13 protein-coding genes are annotated in these 15903 nt (G+C 72.3%); 6 read left to right on the plus strand and 7 right to left on the minus strand.

What is annotated here, in order from left to right; translation table 11 throughout:
* The first annotated feature begins 94 nt into the window (after nt 1-94).
* On the plus strand, nt 95-895 hold the full coding sequence (locus AB0F98_RS07670; RefSeq protein WP_357730250.1) for a membrane protein insertase YidC: 801 nt from the start codon (nt 95-97) through the stop codon (nt 893-895).
* A gap of 65 nt (nt 896-960) precedes the next feature.
* Here AB0F98_RS07670 and AB0F98_RS07675 read toward each other — a convergent pair whose 3' ends face one another.
* Together AB0F98_RS07675 and AB0F98_RS07680 are read right to left on the minus strand one after the other, a co-directional pair.
* Entirely contained in the window at nt 961-1632 is a 672-nt protein-coding gene (locus tag AB0F98_RS07675; RefSeq protein WP_357730254.1) for a DedA family protein, read from the minus strand.
* Between the two features lie 77 nt (nt 1633-1709).
* Nucleotides 1710-2318 (minus strand): DUF1349 domain-containing protein, encoded by a 609-nt coding sequence (locus AB0F98_RS07680; RefSeq protein WP_357730258.1) that lies wholly within the window; start codon nt 2316-2318, stop codon nt 1710-1712.
* A 69-nt stretch (nt 2319-2387) separates the two neighbouring features.
* Here AB0F98_RS07680 and AB0F98_RS07685 point away from each other — a divergent pair, with 69 nt between their 5' ends.
* Nucleotides 2388-4034, plus strand: a complete 1647-nt coding sequence (locus AB0F98_RS07685; protein ID WP_357730261.1) for an alpha-amylase family protein — start codon at nt 2388-2390, stop codon at nt 4032-4034.
* A gap of 175 nt (nt 4035-4209) precedes the next feature.
* Here the strand turns inward: AB0F98_RS07685 and AB0F98_RS07690 are convergent, their stop codons facing one another.
* The gene (locus AB0F98_RS07690; protein WP_357730264.1) at nt 4210-7941 is read right to left on the minus strand and encodes a S8 family serine peptidase; all 3732 of its coding nucleotides are present in this window, start codon (nt 7939-7941) and stop codon (nt 4210-4212) included.
* Nucleotides 7942-8254: 313 nt separating this feature from the next.
* Between AB0F98_RS07690 and fabG the strand changes: the two genes are divergently transcribed.
* Nucleotides 8255-9013 (plus strand): 3-oxoacyl-ACP reductase FabG, encoded by a 759-nt coding sequence (gene fabG / locus AB0F98_RS07695; RefSeq protein ID WP_357730268.1) that lies wholly within the window; start codon nt 8255-8257, stop codon nt 9011-9013.
* Nucleotides 9014-9120: 107 nt separating this feature from the next.
* Here fabG and AB0F98_RS07700 read toward each other — a convergent pair whose 3' ends face one another.
* Together AB0F98_RS07700 and AB0F98_RS07705 are read right to left on the minus strand one after the other, a co-directional pair.
* Entirely contained in the window at nt 9121-9537 is a 417-nt protein-coding gene (locus tag AB0F98_RS07700; protein ID WP_357730271.1) for a hypothetical protein, read from the minus strand.
* A complete protein-coding gene (locus tag AB0F98_RS07705; protein WP_357730918.1) occupies nt 9530-9925 on the minus strand; it encodes a hypothetical protein in 396 nt (131 codons plus the stop codon). The genes AB0F98_RS07700 and AB0F98_RS07705 overlap by 8 nt, the downstream gene beginning before the upstream one ends.
* Nucleotides 9926-10096: 171 nt before the next feature.
* On the opposite strand from AB0F98_RS07705, the gene AB0F98_RS07710 reads away from it, so the two are divergent.
* A complete protein-coding gene (locus AB0F98_RS07710; protein ID WP_357730274.1) occupies nt 10097-11002 on the plus strand; it encodes a Gfo/Idh/MocA family oxidoreductase in 906 nt (301 codons plus the stop codon).
* 58 nt (nt 11003-11060) lie between these two features.
* On the opposite strand, the gene AB0F98_RS07715 is transcribed toward AB0F98_RS07710, so the two are convergent.
* On the minus strand, nt 11061-13211 hold the full coding sequence (locus AB0F98_RS07715; RefSeq protein ID WP_357730277.1) for a PQQ-binding-like beta-propeller repeat protein: 2151 nt from the start codon (nt 13209-13211) through the stop codon (nt 11061-11063).
* Between the two features lie 257 nt (nt 13212-13468).
* On the opposite strand from AB0F98_RS07715, the gene erm reads away from it, so the two are divergent.
* Complete coding sequence (gene erm / locus AB0F98_RS07720; RefSeq protein WP_357730280.1) at nt 13469-14266, plus strand: ErmE/ErmH/ErmO/ErmR family 23S rRNA (adenine(2058)-N(6))-methyltransferase; 798 nt, start codon at nt 13469-13471, stop codon at nt 14264-14266.
* A gap of 30 nt (nt 14267-14296) precedes the next feature.
* Here the strand turns inward: erm and AB0F98_RS07725 are convergent, their stop codons facing one another.
* A complete protein-coding gene (locus AB0F98_RS07725) occupies nt 14297-14488 on the minus strand; it encodes a DUF2795 domain-containing protein (protein ID WP_357730283.1) in 192 nt (63 codons plus the stop codon).
* Between the two features lie 150 nt (nt 14489-14638).
* On the opposite strand from AB0F98_RS07725, the gene AB0F98_RS07730 reads away from it, so the two are divergent.
* Entirely contained in the window at nt 14639-15895 is a 1257-nt protein-coding gene (locus tag AB0F98_RS07730; RefSeq protein WP_357730286.1) for an erythromycin esterase family protein, read from the plus strand.
* Nucleotides 15896-15903 lie beyond the last annotated feature (8 nt).

The following is a 15903-nucleotide window of genomic DNA, read 5'->3' on the forward strand; positions in this document are numbered from 1 at the left end:
ACCAGCCTGCGCTCCGCGGCCGATTCCGCCGTCATCCGTTCCGCCCGGCTGAGAGCCAGGCCGGAACCACCCGGAATCGACCGAGGGATCTGCCATGCTCGCTTTCGCGCCCCTGCCCGCCGTGGTCGGCGTCGCCGGCACCGCGCTCGCCCACCTCACCGCCCTGCTCGAACCGATCGCCGGTGGCGTCGCCACGGCCGCCGCGATCGTGCTCTTCACCGTGGCCGTCCGGCTGCTGATCTCCCCGCTGACCGTCGCGCAGGTCCGCGGGGAGCGGCGTCGTGCGGCGCTCGCGCCCCAGGTCCGCCAGCTCCAGCAGCGGTACGCGAACGACCCGGCCCGCCTGCAGAGCGAGCTCTTCGCGCTCTACCGGTCGGCCGGCGCCAACCCGGTCGCGGGCTGCCTGCCGATGCTGCTCCAGGCGCCCTTCCTGCTGGTGACGTACCGGCTGTTCAGCACGGCCGAGGGCGGCACCGGCCTGCTCGACGAGCGGCTGGCCGGAGTGCCGCTCGGCCACCACTTCGGTGACGGGCTGGCCGGGGCGGCCGGGCCGCTCTTCGCCCTGCTGCTGACCGCTCTCGCGGTACTGGCCTGGTTGTCGTCGCGGCGGATGCGCCGCGCCGCCGCCGGGCCGGGCGTCGGTACGCCGGTCCCGGTGCCAATGGGCGGCGGGTCGGCCCGGGACGGCGACGGCGCGTCAGCCGGGTTGCCGGGTGCCGCTCTGCTCGGCCGGCTGCTGCCGCTGCTGCCCTACACGACGGTGCTGGTGGCGCTGGTGCTCCCGCTGGCCGCGGTGCTCTACCTGGTGACCACGACGGCTTGGACGGCGCTGGAGCAGGCGGTGCTGCGCCGGCCCCAGGCAAGCCCCGCGAACACCGCAACATCCCGACGTTGACGAGTGCCCAAGGAGCGCCCGGTGTCCGGCGACGTCGGCCTGGCGCTCCTTGGGCCGGTACGCGCTCAGCTTCCGGCCGTGACCTTCGGACGGTCACCGCGGCCACTGCGGCGGCGGACCTTCTTCACCACCCAGATCGTGATCATGAGCGCGAAGAACGCGAGGATGCCGTAGTCGAACCAGGTGCTGTACCGCTCGACGTGCTGCCAGCGCGAGCCGAGCGCGTACCCGCCGCCGACGAAGAGCCCGTTCCAGAGCCCGCTGCCGAGCGTGGTCAGCACGACGAACTGCACCAGCGGCATCCGGTTCGTCCCGGCGGGGATCGAGACGAGGCTGCGCACCACCGGCATCATCCGGCCGAAGAAGACCGCCCAGCGGCCGTACCGTTCGAACCACCGGTCGGCGCGTTCCAGGTCGTCCAGGTCGACCAGAGGCAGCCGGTCCAGCCAACGCTTCAACCGGTCCTCGCCGACCGCGGCGCCCACCCAGTAGAGGATCAGCGCACCCAGCAGCGAGCCGGCGGTGGCGGCGAGCGTCACCACGAGCACGTTGAACCGTCCCTCGCCGGCCAGGAAGCCGGCCATCGCCAGGACGATCTCGCTGGGGATCGGCGGAATGACGCTCTCCAGGGCCACGAGCAGCGCGACGCCGAGCGCCCCCATCGCGTCGATGACGCCGGCCACCCAGCCGGTCAACCCGCCGAGCTGGGTCGGGTCGACGTCCTGGGCGCTCGCCATGGCCGATCCTTTCCGCTACCGGAGGGGATCGCTTCCTGTACCCACCGACGGCAGCGCCACACCTCGGACCCGCGCCGTCACCCCTCCGGGTGCAGAGCCGCGTCGGCCGGCCCCTGACGCCAACCGGTGAACCGGACCACCAGCCCGCCCCGGGTCGGCGAGCAGCAGAACGGGCCCGCGCTCACCTCGGCCTCGGGCGGGAGCGGGGCGAGCCGTACCAGCCGCCACGGCTCCCCGGCCACCCGGGCCCGTACGGTGAGCGCGTCGCCCGCGCGGCTGGCCCGGACGGTCACCTCCCGCCCGGCCCACTCCGGCACCGGGGCGACCGACCAGTCCGACAGTTCCCGCGTAACCACCGCGCCGACCTGCGGCTGGCCGTCACTGACCTCCACCCCGGCCTTGATCCAGTTCCGCTCGTCGACCCGTACCAGCACACCGGCCTGGTCGAACTGTTCGGTCCACTCCAGCCGGAAGCTCACCTCGACGGCCGTGCCGGTGGGCAACGGGGCGAGCAGCGCCGGCGCGTCGTCGTGCACGAAGCCGTAGCTGGTGTGCCGCCAGAGGTCGCTGCCGGCGGAAGGCTCCACCACGAGTCCTCCCTCGGGCGTGCCCGCCACGCTTACCGGTTGGTGCAGCCAGCTACCGGTGGACCAGTCGACCGGTTCGGTGTGGGGTGCGTCGCGCATGATCGGCACGCTACCGGTGGGACCGCGAGTTTGTTTGCCCGGGCGACGGATCGGAGAAGTTGAACGGGCATGGGCGACAGGTGGTACTCCGAGGCGGTCGTCTACTGCCTCGACATCGACACGTACGCGGACTCCGACGGGGACGGAGTCGGTGACATCCCGGGACTCATCGGCCGGCTCGACTACCTCGCCCGGCTCGGCGTGACCTGTCTCTGGCTGCACCCGATCCACCCGTCACCGAACCGGGACGACGGGTACGACGCCACCGACTTCTACAACGTGGACCCACGTTTCGGCACCCTCGGCGACTTCGCCGAGCTGCTGCACCAGGCCGGCAACCGGGGCATCCGGGTCATCATCGACCTGGTGGTCAACCACACCTCCGACGAGCACCCGTGGTTCCAGTCCGCCCGATCCTCGCCCGACTCGCCGTACCGGGACTGGTACGTCTGGTCCGAGCAGGAGCCGTCCGACCGCCAGCAGGGCATGGTCTTCCCCGGTGAGCAGAAGGAGACGTGGAGCTACGACCGGACGGCGAAGGCGTGGTACTACCACCGGTTCTACCGGTTCCAGCCCGACCTCAACATGGCGAACCCGGCGGTACGCGCCGAGGTCAAGAAGATCATGTCGTTCTGGCTCCAGCTCGGCGTCTCCGGATTCCGGATGGACGCGGTCCCGTTCATCATCGAGCTGACCGAGCCGGGCAACCCGAACTCGCCGAAGGACCTGGACTTCCTCACCGACCTGCGTCAACACGTCCAGTGGCGCCGGGGCGACGCGATCCTGCTGGCCGAGGCGAACGTCGAACCGGACCAGCTGCCGGTCTACTTCGGCGACGGCGGCGGCTCGGCCAACCGGCTGCACATGCTCTTCGACTTCATGCTCAACGGCCGCTTGATGCTCGCCCTGGCCCGGCAGGACCCGGAGCCGGTGATCGAGGCGTTGCGCGACACGCCCCTGCTGCCGACGGGCGCGCAGTGGGCCACCTTCCTGCGCAACCACGACGAGATCGACCTGTCCCGGCTCACCGCCGAGCAACGCAACCAGGTCTACGCGCAGTTCGGGCCGGACGAGCACATGCGCCTCTACAACCGGGGCATCCGTCGCCGGCTCGCGCCCATGCTCGGCAACGACCGGCGGTGGATCGAGCTGGCGTACGCGTTGCAGTTCTCACTGCGCGGCACGCCGGTGCTGCGCTACGGCGAGGAGATCGGAATGGGGGAGGACCTGTCCCTGCCCGGCCGGCACGCGATCCGTACCCCGATGCAGTGGTCCTTCAAGGAGAACGCCGGCTTCTCCACCGCCGAGCCGGGCAAACTGGTCCGGCCGGTCATCGACAAGGGTGAGTACGGCTACGAGAAGGTCAACGTCACCGCCCAGCGTCGCGACCCGAGGTCGTTGCTCGCCTGGTTCGAGCGGATGATCCGTACCCTGCGTGAGGCCCCGGAGATCGGCTCCGGCTCGACCACCCACATCGACGTGCCGATGCCACCCGGTGTCCTCGCCCACCGCGCCGACGGTGTCACCGGGACCATGGTCTTCCTGCACAACCTCGGCACCGACGACGTCGAGGTGGACCTCAGCCTGCTCCAACCGGAGGCGGATCAGCCGATCGACGTGCTGACCGACCGTGGCTACGGCGAGGTGGGCAAGCTGGAGCGGCTCCAGCTGGCCGGTCGCGGCTACCGCTGGATCCGGCTGCGTCGCGGCCACTGACCCCCGCCCGTCCGGACCGGGACCGGTGGCCGTTGAGCGCGCCCCGTCCCGGCCGGAACGCGCCGCCCCGACTGTCGCCCGCCGGGACTCACCGGGCGGCGGGCCGGGGCCACCGGCGGAAAGCCCCGGGGGCCACGGCATACGCCGTGGCCCCCGGGTTCGTACCGTCAGGCGGTCACCGCACCCCGAAGGCGCGGATGACGGTCTGGTCGACCGCGTTGCCCGAGCCGTCGGCGGCGCGGGCCCGCAGCGACACGTACGACGCCCCCTTGGGGGCCTTCAGCTTCGCCGTCCAGGCACCGTCCTTCGTCCGGCTCAACGACTGCTTCTGCCAGTGCGCGCCGTCGTCGTACGAGATCTCCAGCGTCACCGGGCCGATGCCGCCGTGACCGGCGACGCCGGGCAGGTGAGCGGCGGAGACGGTCAGCGCGCTGTTCCGCTTCGCGGTGCCGGTGGTGTCGGTGTCCACCGCGTAGTCGAGTTGCAGCAGCGGCAGCACGCTCGACTCCACGCCGGCGGCCGGCGCCTTCGACCGGAACGTCCAGTCCGACTCGGTGCGCGTCGAGTACGCCCCGGCGGTCGGGTCCTGGGTGGTCCGGACCACCAGCCGGTACGGGAGGTCGCCCTCACTCGGCGCCGTTCCGCTGATCCAGGTGCTGCTGCCCTGGGCGAGCAGCTCGTCGCCCTGGTAGAGCTGATTGGTCTGGGTGGCGCCGTTCATCGCCATGCCGACGTGGTCGGCGCCGCCCCAACCGGGCACGTCCAGGTTGAGGGCGTCACCGGAGCGGGTGGGCAGCTTGAAGTTGTTGTTCAGGTGCGGCCGTTCGATCGGCTCGAAGAATCGCTCCGTCCCGCTGCTGCCCGCCGGGTAGCCGGTCCGCTCGTCGATCTGGTAGGTGCCGGCTTCGACGTACGCCTCCTGGCCCCACTGGTAGAGATCGCCGGTGGAGACCCAGTCGGTGCGTACCGGGGCGAGTGGGCGGTTGCTGGTCTGACCGATGCCCCAGTCGGAGTACGACGGCCAGTCGAAGCGGAACTCGCCGCCCCGGGTCTGACCGGGCGGGAAGGCGAAGCCCACGTCGATCCGGGCCAGCGTCTTCTTCGTCTCGGTCCGGCTGAGCTCACGCGGGATCCGGTTGTGGAATTCCTGCACCAGGTCGTAGACGTAGTCGGCGACGGGCTGCGAGGTCACCTGGACCGTCGTCGGCCCGCGCTGGATCTGCTTGATCAGCGCCTCGCCCTCGTCGAGGCTGACCAGCGCCACCTCGATGGGCGTGGGGGTGAAGAAGTCGATCGAGTAGTCACGCACGTCCCGCCAGGGCTGGTCGCTCACCACGAGCAGCAGCTTCGCCCCGGCGGCGGTCGCCGCGGCGGCCTGGTCGGCGTCGCCGACGTCCTGGTTGCGCCGGACCACCACGGCCTTGCCTCGGGCGTCCAGGCCGGCGTAGTCGCTCGCGGCGCCGTTGCCCGCGTAGACGGTGGGCAGCGTCCAGCGCCCCTTCGGCAGTTGAGTGGTGCCCTGCTGACGGACCACGTCGTCGAAGTCGACCGTCCCGGTGCCGACGCTGAGCACCGGCTGCTCCTTACGCCACCGGGCACCCAGGTAGAAATCGCCGTGCTTCACGTCGCGGCCGGTCGGCTGCGCCCAGAAGCTGTCGTAGAAGACGCCGCCCTCGATGAACGAGCGCCACCGTCCCTCACCTCGCGACCGGTAGTAGTCCAGCCGGGTGTACGTGTCCGCGGTCTGCTGCGGCACCCGCGACTCGAGCCGGCGCGCCGCGCTCGCGTCCAGCCGGACCACGGTGTCCTCTCGCAGATCGATGTCCGGGTCACCGACCAGGGCCACACCGAGCGAGTTCGGCCCGTGCGCCCCCGTGACGTTCAGGAAGCTCAATGCCGAGTAGATCCCCTCGGGCAGGTAGAGCTGCGCGACGCCGTTCTCGTCGGTGTTGATGAAGTCCGGCCCGTACGCGCCCGGCTGGCCCAGCTCGATGAGGCCGGCGGCGGGCTCGCCGGCCCGGTCGGTCAGCTCCATCCGCAGCCAGTGGTACGGGGTGTACGTACCGACGGAGATCGCCGTGCGGGCCGGCGTGGTCCGGTCCGGTCCGGTGGCGGTGATCTGCCCGGTGTACCGGCTGCCGACGGCGGCCCGGGTGGTGTCCGTGGTGAGGGTGACAGTGCCGGTGCCGTTGGCAGGCACGGTCACCTGCGTTGCGGAGAGACGGAACAGCCCGGCCGGTGCGTTCGGCGCGTCGATCGCCAGGTCCAGCGTGATCGGCTGCGGAGTGGTGTTCGTGTACGTCACCGGTCGCGTGCTGCCACCGGCCTTCACCGTGTCGTCGCCCATGACCGTGTGCACGGTGCCGGTGGCGAAGACCGGGGCCCGCACCGCCGCGGCGACGTCGACCCGGCCGGTGCCGGCCTGGTACGCGTTGTACTGCGGAGTGCCTTCGGTGGTGCTGACCAGCGCGTCCTTGAGCTGCTGGCCGGTCCAGTCCGGGTGCTTCGCGGCGAGCAGGGCGGCTGCACCGGCCACGTGCGGCGCGGCCATCGAGGTGCCGTCCATGCTCTGGTAGGCGCCCTCCCCGGGCGTGTACTGCGACCGGGCGGCGAGCACGCCGACACCCGGTGCGGTGAGCTCCGGCTTGATGGCCTCGTCGCCGATCCGCGGCCCCTGGCTGGAGAAGTAGGCGAGCTGGTCGTCGGCGTCGACCGCGCCGACGGTCAACGCCGCGTCGGCCGCACCGGGGGTGGAGATACTGCCCGTCGCGCCGTTGTTGCCGGCGGAGACGACGAAGAGCGCGCCGGTCTCGGCGCTGAGTGAGTTGACCGCCTGGCTGAGCAGATCGGTGCCGTCGCTCGGCTGGGTCGACCCGAGGCTCATGTTGATGATCTTCGCGTCGGCGTCCCGGGCCGCCCACTCCATACCGGCGAGAATCCAGGAGTCCTGCCCGGAGCCGGCGTCGCTGAGAACCTTGCCGACCAGGAGGCGGGCGTTGGGGGCGACGCCCTTCTCCCGGCCGTCGGAGGCGGCGCCGGTGCCGGCGATGGTCGAGGCGACGTGGGTGCCGTGCCCCATCCGATCGGTCAGCTCCTCGCCGGGGACGAACACGGCCGACTCGGCGATCCGGTCGGCCAGGTCCGGGTGGGCGGCGTCGATGCCGGTGTCCAGCACCGCGACGCGTACGCCCGCACCGGTGTCGCCACCCGCCCACACCTCGGGCGCGCCGATCTGCGCGGTGCTCTCGGCGAGGTCGGCGCGCACCCGCCCGTCCAGCCAGATCTTGGCGATCCCGCCGCCGAAGCGTGCCGTGCCGTCGGCCGCGGTGGCCGACTTCGCGGCGGGGGCGGCGGTGATCGCGGCCCAGAACTCGTCGGCCTGGTCGCGGTCCTCGTTCAGCGCGGCCCCGGAGATGCTGCTCAACGTGCGGGTGCGGGTCGCGCCGGCGGGCGCGGTGGCGCGCAGCCCGGCCGGCGAGTTGGTGTACGACACGATCAGCGGCAGGTGGTCGGAGCGCGCGTCGTCGTAGCTGTCGGCGATCAGCCGGGTGATGTTGAACAGTCGCTTGTCGAGGGTGTCCGCGGCCACGTAGGGGAGCACGGACTGCGGGTAGACGTACAGGTCGTCGCCGGCCTCCACCACCCGGATCGGGGTGGGGACGCCGTCGGGGCTGCGTACGTCGAGCGTGCCGCCGTTCGCGGTGCGCCGGGTGGTCACCACGTCACCGGTGATGAGGGTGACCGAGTGGGTGCCGGGAGGGGTGGGCAGGCCGGCCGCGGACGGGGGTGTGGTGCCGGGATCGGCCGGCGAGCCGGGGGCGGCCAGGGCGGGTGTGCCACCGGTCGCCGCGAGGGCCGCGGAGACCACGGCGGCCAGCCAGCCTCCACGGGTACGCGAGATCGTCACGTGATGTCGTTCCTTGCTTCGTCGTCTGCTCCGCTCGCTGCTGGGCACGCCAGCGAAGTGTCTTCATGCCGGTACGGGCAGAGCAGGGCGGGGGGTGCCTGTCGGGGGACGGAACGTCACGCTACGCGGGAAAGATCATTCCGTGAATAGGCGGACGTCGGTGTGCGGCGGCGCGGGCCGGTGACCCGGTGCGGCAGGCCGCCCCTCCGTTCGGTCCGTCTCGGTGACGAGCAGCGGGGTTTCTCGGCCTGACGCCCGAGGGCGGGCGGGGGTTAAGCTCCTTCGATCGAGCCCAAGTTACCGGGAGGTAAGCATGTCGGAGGAGCTCCGCGTCGCCATCGTCACCGGAGCCGCGCGTGGTATCGGCGCGGCCACCGCACGCCGGCTCGCCACCGACGGCATGGCCGTCGCCGTGGTCGACATCGAGGAGTCGGCTACGAAGGAGACGGTCGACGCGATCGTGGCAGCCGGCGGTCGTGCGCTCGGCGTTGGTGCGGATGTCGCGGACCGGGGCCAGGTGGAGGCGGCCGTGGATCGGGTTGCCGCCGAGCTGGGACCGCCGACCGTGTTGGTCAACAACGCCGGAGTGCTCCGGGACAACCTGCTGTTCAAGATGTCCGACGCCGACTGGGACACGGTGATGGGCGTGCACCTGCGCGGTGCCTTCCTGTTCAGCCAGGCCGCCCAGCGGCACATGGTCGAACGCAGGTGGGGCCGGATCGTCAACCTCTCCAGCACCTCGGCGTTGGGCAACCGTGGCCAGGCCAACTACTCCGCCGCGAAGGCCGGTCTGCAGGGCCTCACCAAGACCCTCGCCATCGAGCTGGGCCCGTTCGGCGTCACCGTCAACGCCGTCGCCCCCGGGTTCATCGTCACCGACATGACCGCGGCGACCGCCGCCCGGATGAAGGTGGACTTCGCCGAGCTGCAGAAGCACGCGATCGCGGAGATCCCGGTACGCCGGGTGGGCCGTCCCGAGGACGTCGCCCACACCATCTCGTTCCTGGTGGACGAGCGCTCGTCGTTCGTCTCCGGCCAGGTCATCTACGTAGCCGGCGGCCCCAAGGCCTGACCCCCACCCACCCCCGGGACGCGAATGGCCACTCCTTCACGGAAAGAGTGGCCATTCCGCTCGCCATGGCCACTCTTTCCGTGAAAGAGGCCGATCGAGGGGTGAGGTTAGGGGGTTGTGGGGCGGGTGCGGTAGAGCCAGACGAGGCCGAGCAGGGGCAGGAGCAGCGGGATGTAGCCGTAGCCGCTGCCGAACTGCGACCAGACCGTCTCGTCCGGGAAGAGAGCCTTGTCGGCCAGGCTGAGGATGCCGACCACCACCACGCCGACCAGCTCCACGGAACAGCACACCAGGGCCAGCCGACGGCCGGCGTGACCGGCCCGGGCCAGCCCGATCGCCGCCACGATGTAGATCAGCGCGGCCACCGCGGAGAGCGCGTACGCCACCGGCGCCTCGTCGAACTTCGTCACGATCTGGAGCAGTGCCCGGGAGGTCGCCGCGATCGCGAAGAGGATGTAGACGGCGATCAGCAGTCGTCCGGGACCGCGGTTCGTGGTACGCCGCGGCGTAGCCGTGTCAACCACCGAGCACCTCCCAGGTCTGCTGTAGCCGGACCACGACGACCGGGGTCACCAGGCACACCGCGCAGACGATCGCCGAACCCCAGCGGGTCGGCTCCATCCGGGCCAGCACCGCCGCCAGCGGCGGCAGGCAGACCAGCGTCACCAGATAGCCGAAGAAGGCACCCGGCTCGCCCGGTCGGTCACCTCCGGCGATGGCGACCAGAGCCACCACCGCCAGCGCGAGCAGCAGCAGCTCCAGGACGCCCAACCCGATCAGCTGCCAGCGATCCGGCGGCCGGTTGCGCATCGCGGACACCAGGCTCCAGACCGCGAGCAGGAGCGACAGCACGATCGACGCGGTGGCGAGGAGCCCGTCCACCGGCGATCCCGTCGCGGCGGCGACGGTCATCGGGACCACCTCGGTCCATGGCTCGGTCACCGGCACAGCCTACTAACCGTCGTAGTAACGGCTGCTCGGCCCCGCCCCGACCTGCCCCCGTTGCCGCGCGGACCGGATCGGGCGACTAGCGTGGATCACGGCCGCGGCCTTGCCGCGGGGATGACTAGGGCGGGGGTTCACGTGCTGCGATTCGGTTTGTTCGGCACCGGTCACTGGGCGGCGGAGACGCACGGGGCGGCGCTCGACGCGCACCCGCGCGCCGAGCTGGCCGGGGTGTGGGGGCGGAACCCGGAGCGGGCCGCGGCGCTGGCCGACCGGTACGGCGTACCGGCCTTCGACGACGTCGACGCCTTGATCGAGGCGTGCGACGCGGCGGCTGTCGCCCTGCCGCCGGACATCCAGGCGGACATCGCGACCCGGGCGGCCGCCGCTGGACGGCACCTGCTGCTGGACAAGCCGCTGTCGCTGAGCCTCGCCGACGCCGACCGGGTGGTGGAGGCCGCCCAGTCCGCCGGGGTCGCCTCGGTGGTCTTCTTCACCCAGCGGTTCCAGCCGAACGTGGCCGCCTTCGTCGCGTCCACCGCAGCGGCCGGCGGCTGGCAGCACGCGAAGACGATCATGTTCTCCGCGATCTACCAGCCGGGCAGCCCGTACGGCGCGTCCCAGTGGCGGCGGGACCACGGCGCGCTCTGGGACGTCGGCCCGCACGCTCTGTCGATCATCCTGCCGGTGATGGGCCGGGTGGAGAAGGTGGCCGCGGTGGACGGGCCGAACGGCCTCGTGCACCTGCTGCTCACCCACGCCGGCGGCGCCACCAGCGGCGCCTCGCTGACGCTGGACGCCCCGCCCGAGGCGGTGACCCGCGAGTTCGTCTTCTACGGCGAGAACGGCATCGAGACCGTGCCGGACGGCCAGTACGAGCCGCACGTCGCCTTCGGGGTGGCGATCGACCAGCTGCTCGAGGAGATCGCCGCGGGTACCCGCGACCACCGCTGCGACGTGCGCTTCGGCCGGGAGGTGGTGGCCGTGCTGGCCGCCGCCGAGACCGCCCGCGCCGAGTCCCGTACGGTCAGCGTTCCCGCCTGACCAGAGTCGTCGGGGCCCCGGCCGGACGCACCGCGTCCGGCCAGGGCCCCGTGCGTTGTCAGCCGAGGTCGACGCCGCGTACGCGGCCGTTCTGGTCGGCGGCCACCAACTGACCACCCGCCAGCACCGGCGTGGAGAAGCTGTAACCGGTGCCGAGCTTCACCAGCCGGTCCAGCCTGCCGCTGGTCAGGTCCAGCGCGCCGAGCTGGCTGTTGGCGCCGAGCACCCACGCAATCTCGCCGTCGACCACCGCGCCGGAGTTGAAGACCGGAAAGCCGAGCTGAGTCTGCCAGCGGGTCGCCCCGGTGACCGGGTCGACCAGCAGCGTGGCGCCGCGCTCCTGGATCAGCAGCAGCGCGGTCGAGCCGCCGACGGTGGCCAGCCGCGGGCCCGCGTACATCGACGAGCCGGAGACCGACCAGAGCGCCTGACCGGTCGATCGGTCCAGGCCCCAGGTGGCGGAGACCGAGGAGACGACGACGGGGCCGTTCGGCACCAGCACCGTGCGGTCGTCCCACGGGTCGTAGAGCAGGGCCGTGTTCGGGTCGGTCGTCGCCCGGGTGGTGAAGGTCCACAGCGGGGCGCCGGTCCGGGCGTCGAACGCGTGGGCGCGGGAGTCCCCCGCGCCGACGTACACCCGTTCGCCGTCGCAGGCCGGGCGGCCGGCGGCGAACCCGCCGATGGTGGTCCGCCAGTGCTCGCGGCCGGTGGCCGGATCGAGCGAGAGCAGCGTCGTGCCGGCCGCGACCAGGAGCACGTCGACGCCGTCGACGTGGCCCAGTGCGGGCGTGGAGAGGACCGGTTCGGCCGTACGGATCTGCCAGCGGCGCCTGCCGGTGGCGGCGTCGAGCGCGGTCACCGTGTGGTCGGCGCCGGGCACGAAGACGGTCGGGCCGGCCACCACCGGTTCCCGGTAGACCGGTCCGGTGCGGGTGGTCCACCGCTGCCTCGCCCGGCCGCGTCCAACCGACCAGGCGGTGACGACACCTCCGGTCGAGCCCGCGACCACCAGGTCGGCTGCTGCGCCGAGTGCACCCTGCACCGCGCCGTCGAGCCCGTTCTCCCAGGCCACTCGGGGGACGGCACCGGGCAGTTCGACCGTACGGACGGTGTCCCACCAGCTCCCGTCGGCGGCGACCGTACGCAGCCGCACCTGGTGCGTGCCGGGCGGCAGGGCCGAGGCGTCCAGCGCGGCCCGCCAGTTCGCCCCGGTGCGGGTCAGCTCGGTGAACGGGGCGTTGACGGTGCCGCTGAAGCCGGTCTCCGGCAGCACCTGGGCGCGCACGGCCGTCGGGGCCCGGTTCCCGAAGGTGGCCCGTACGTCGAACGCCGCACCGGCGGCGGCGACGTGGACGGTGCGCGGCTCCACCTCGGCGGCGGGCCCGTCTCCGGCCAGCGCGACGGTGGCGACAGTGGTGGTGGTGCTGCCGGTGGCGAGCAGGTCGACCCGGGTCACCACCAGTTGCGGCACGCCGCCGTCGTCGTAAGTCCGCTCGGCCCAGTAGTAGTGCGGGCTGTCCTTCACCGCCTTGAGAGTGATCTCCACGAGGCCGTTCATCGGCCGTACCGCCTCGGCGTGCACGTGCCCGGCGAAGACCACCCGTACGTCGAACCGTCGCACCAGCTCCAGGAAGCGGTCCTGGTCGTCGGCGTAGTACCAGGCGTCGCCCACCGGGTGGTGCTGGAAGATCACGATCGGGGTGTTCTTCCGGACCTTGCGTAGGTCCTTCTCCAGCCAGTCCAGCAGGGCCCCGCCGAAGTGGCCGGGCTCCTGGAGCAGCATCGTCGGGTCGAGCGCGACCACGTGCACCCCGGCGACGTCGAACGACTGCGGGGCGGCGCCGAAGGCGCGGAGGTACTCCTCCTTGGCGGACACGTCCCAGCGCACCTCGTGGTTGCCGGGGGTGTACCGGATGCGGTCGGCGAGTGCGGCCGGGACGGTGGACCGGTAGAGCGCGATCTGCGCGGGCGAACCGGAGTCCGTGATGTCCCCGCAGTGCAGCACGGCGGCCGGGTCGCGCTCGGTGATTGCCTGGAACACCGCCCGCATGGTGTCCGTGCGGGCCGGCGCGGCGGGGTTGAGGTGGGTGTCGGAGATCAGGGCGAAACCGCGTGGCGAGTCGGGCAGCGGCTGGCCGGCTTCGTCGACGTCGGAGTTCCGGGGTGCGGCGGACGCCTGTGGTAATTCGCTGGCGGTGTGCCGGAGCACGGGTTAGCTTGCGGTCATGTTCACGCACGCCCTGATCCAGGTGGTCGGCACGCCGGCCGCCCGGGGCCCCCTTTTGGCGTCCCGTCCGCGAGTCCGGCGTCCGGCCCTGGTGGGCCGGGACGCGACCCGCCTCTGACGCAGGGCGCATTCCCGCGCCACTCTCCAGGGCCGTCCGAGTCCCCATCCACTCGGACAGGCCCCGCTCCGGGCTGCCTGTCCGCTCGTCGCCGCAAGGGCGACAGACAGGACGACGACACGTGGCGCCCCGCCGTACCCGAGCAACCGAACGCGACCGGAACCGTCGCGTACTTTCGCAGAACTTCCTCGCCGATCCGGCCGCCATCGCCAGGGTCGTCCGGTCGGCGGCCCCCGACCGGGCCGGCCTCGTGCTGGAGGTCGGCGCCGGTCGAGGCCAGCTGACCCGTCCGCTCGCCGCCCGGTGCGGGCGGCTCGTGGCGTACGAGGTCGATCCCGCCGCCGGAGCCGAACTGGCCGCCGTCTGCGCCGGACTGCCGAACGCCCGGCACCGGCAGGCCGACTTCCTCACCGCCGAGCCGCCCGGCGAGCCGTTCACGGTGGTCGGCAACATTCCCTGGTCGCTGACCTCGGCGGTGGTCCGGTGGTGCCTGGCGGCCTCGCAGCTGCGCGCCGCGACGCTGCTCACCCAACTGGAGTACGCGCGCCGGCGCAGCGGCGACTACGGCCGCTGGTCCCGGCTCACCGTGCTGACCTGGCCGGAGTTCTCCTGGCAACTCGCCGGACGGCTGTCCCGTACGGCGTTCCGTCCGGTGCCCACTGTGGACGCGGGCATCCTGCGGATCGAACGGCGGCCGGAGCCGCTGGTCGCCCCGGCCGCCCTGCCCGCGTACCGCCGGATGGTGGAGTTGGGGTTCGGTGGCGCCGGTGGCTCCCTCGCGGCCTCGCTGCGACGACGGTATCCACCGGGTCGGGTGTCGGCGGCGCTGCGGGCCACCCGGCTGGACCCGAGCACGCCGGTCGGGTACGTCTGGCCGGAGCAGTGGCTGGTGCTGTTCCGCCTTCTGCACGCGCGCTGAGGGCCCCGCCGGCCGGGCCGCCACCGCGGGTCAGGCCAGCGTGCCGAGTGTCTCGTGCAGCTCGGCAGGTGAGTCGAACTGCTCGGCCGGCAGGGCCCGCAGCATCTGCAACATCTCCGTACTGGCCCCGTTCTCCTGCCCCCAGCGGACCAGGTCCTCGCGGGAGACCGGGTAGTCGAGCCCGGCCAGGAGTTCCTGCCACTGCACCCCGGTGACGGTCATGTCCGGCGGCTACCCGTTCAGCGCGCCGGCACACCGGCGGTGTGCCGGCCGTCCGACGGTGCACGCCGCCGGGTCGTGCCGAGGTGCGGCGGCCCGGCGCACCTCGGCACGCCGCCGGTTTGCCCGCCGACCCGCCGGGTAGCCGCTGGCATGCTGGTTCAGCGGCTCGGCGCGCCGAGCGACTTCAACCCCCTGCTGGAGCGCGTCCGGGACGCCCGGATAGTGATGATCGGCGAAGCCACCCACGGGACCTACGACTTCTACCGGCTCCGCGAGCAGCTCACCCGGCGACTCATCGCGGAGTGCGGGTTCTCGTTCGTGGCCGTCGAGGGCGACTGGCCGGACTGCGACCGGGTGCACCGTTCGGTCACCGCTGCGCCCGGTGGGATCGTCGAGCCGTTGGTCGCGCTCGAGCGGTTCGAGCGCTGGCCCACCTGGATGTGGGCGAACGCCGAGGTCGCGCGTTTCTCCGGCTGGTTGCGAGCCTGGAACGCGCAGCGGCCGGAGGGGCAGCGGGCCGGCTTCCACGGGCTGGACGTCTACAGCCTGTGGGAGTCGATGCAGGCGATCTTCGACTACCTGGGTGAGGAGGACCCGGCGGGGCTGGAGGTCGCACAGGACGCGTACCGCTGTTTCGAGCCGTACGGTAGGCGCCCCGAGGAGTACGGCATCGCGAGCCGGTTCGTCTCCTCGCGGTGCGAGGAGGAGGTGGTCCGGTTGCTGGCCCGTACGCGCGAGCAGGCGCTCGCCGACGGCCAGGACCGCTTCTCGGCCTGGCAGAACGCCGAGGTGGTGGCCGGCGCGGAGCGGTACTACCGGGCGATGGTGGCCGGCGGCCCGGAGTCCTGGAACATCCGGGACATCCACATGCAGGACACCCTGGACCGGCTGCTCGACCGGTACGGCCCGGGCGCGCGAGGTGTGGTGTGGGCGCACAACACGCACGTGGGCGACGCGCGGGCCACCGACATGACGGCGGAGGGAATGGTCAACATCGGGCAGTTGGCCCGGGAACGGCACGGTGCCGACGCGGTGGCCCTGATCGGCTTCGGCTGCTACCAGGGGGCCGTGATCGCCGCGCCGCGCTGGGGTTCACCGGCCGAGGCGATGGTGGTGCCACCGGCCCGGCCCGGTTCGATCGAGCGACGGCTGCACGAGTTGATGCCGGAGCGGGCGGTGCTCGTGTTCGGCGGCGACGACCAGCCCGGGTGGGCCACCGACACCGCCGACCACCGGGCGATCGGGGTGGTCTACGACCCGACCTTCGAGTCGTGGGGCAACTACGTGCCGACCCGGCTGGGCGAGCGGTACGACGCCTTCATCTGGTGCGACGACACCACGGCGCTGCACCCACTGCCGGCGGTCAGCACCACCGGGGAGATGGAGACCTATCCCGCCGGGGTGTGACCGGCGCC

Origin of the sequence: Micromonospora sp. NPDC023737 (assembly GCF_040639715.1) — a bacterium.
GTDB lineage: Bacteria > Actinomycetota > Actinomycetes > Mycobacteriales > Micromonosporaceae > Micromonospora.

Coding starts and splice junctions, on each gene's coding strand:
- AB0F98_RS07670 (WP_357730250.1), top strand. CDS start 95: ATGCTCGCTTTCGCGCCCCTGCCCGCCGTGGTCGGCGTCGCCGGCACC.
- AB0F98_RS07680 (WP_357730258.1), bottom strand. CDS start 2,318: ATGCGCGACGCACCCCACACCGAACCGGTCGACTGGTCCACCGGTAGC.
- AB0F98_RS07725 (WP_357730283.1), bottom strand. CDS start 14,488: ATGACCGTCACCGGGGTGCAGTGGCAGGAACTCCTGGCCGGGCTCGAC.
- AB0F98_RS07705 (WP_357730918.1), bottom strand. CDS start 9,925: ATGACCGTCGCCGCCGCGACGGGATCGCCGGTGGACGGGCTCCTCGCC.
- AB0F98_RS07675 (WP_357730254.1), bottom strand. CDS start 1,632: ATGGCGAGCGCCCAGGACGTCGACCCGACCCAGCTCGGCGGGTTGACC.
- AB0F98_RS07730 (WP_357730286.1), top strand. CDS start 14,639: ATGCTGGTTCAGCGGCTCGGCGCGCCGAGCGACTTCAACCCCCTGCTG.
- AB0F98_RS07685 (WP_357730261.1), top strand. CDS start 2,388: ATGGGCGACAGGTGGTACTCCGAGGCGGTCGTCTACTGCCTCGACATC.
- fabG (WP_357730268.1), top strand. CDS start 8,255: ATGTCGGAGGAGCTCCGCGTCGCCATCGTCACCGGAGCCGCGCGTGGT.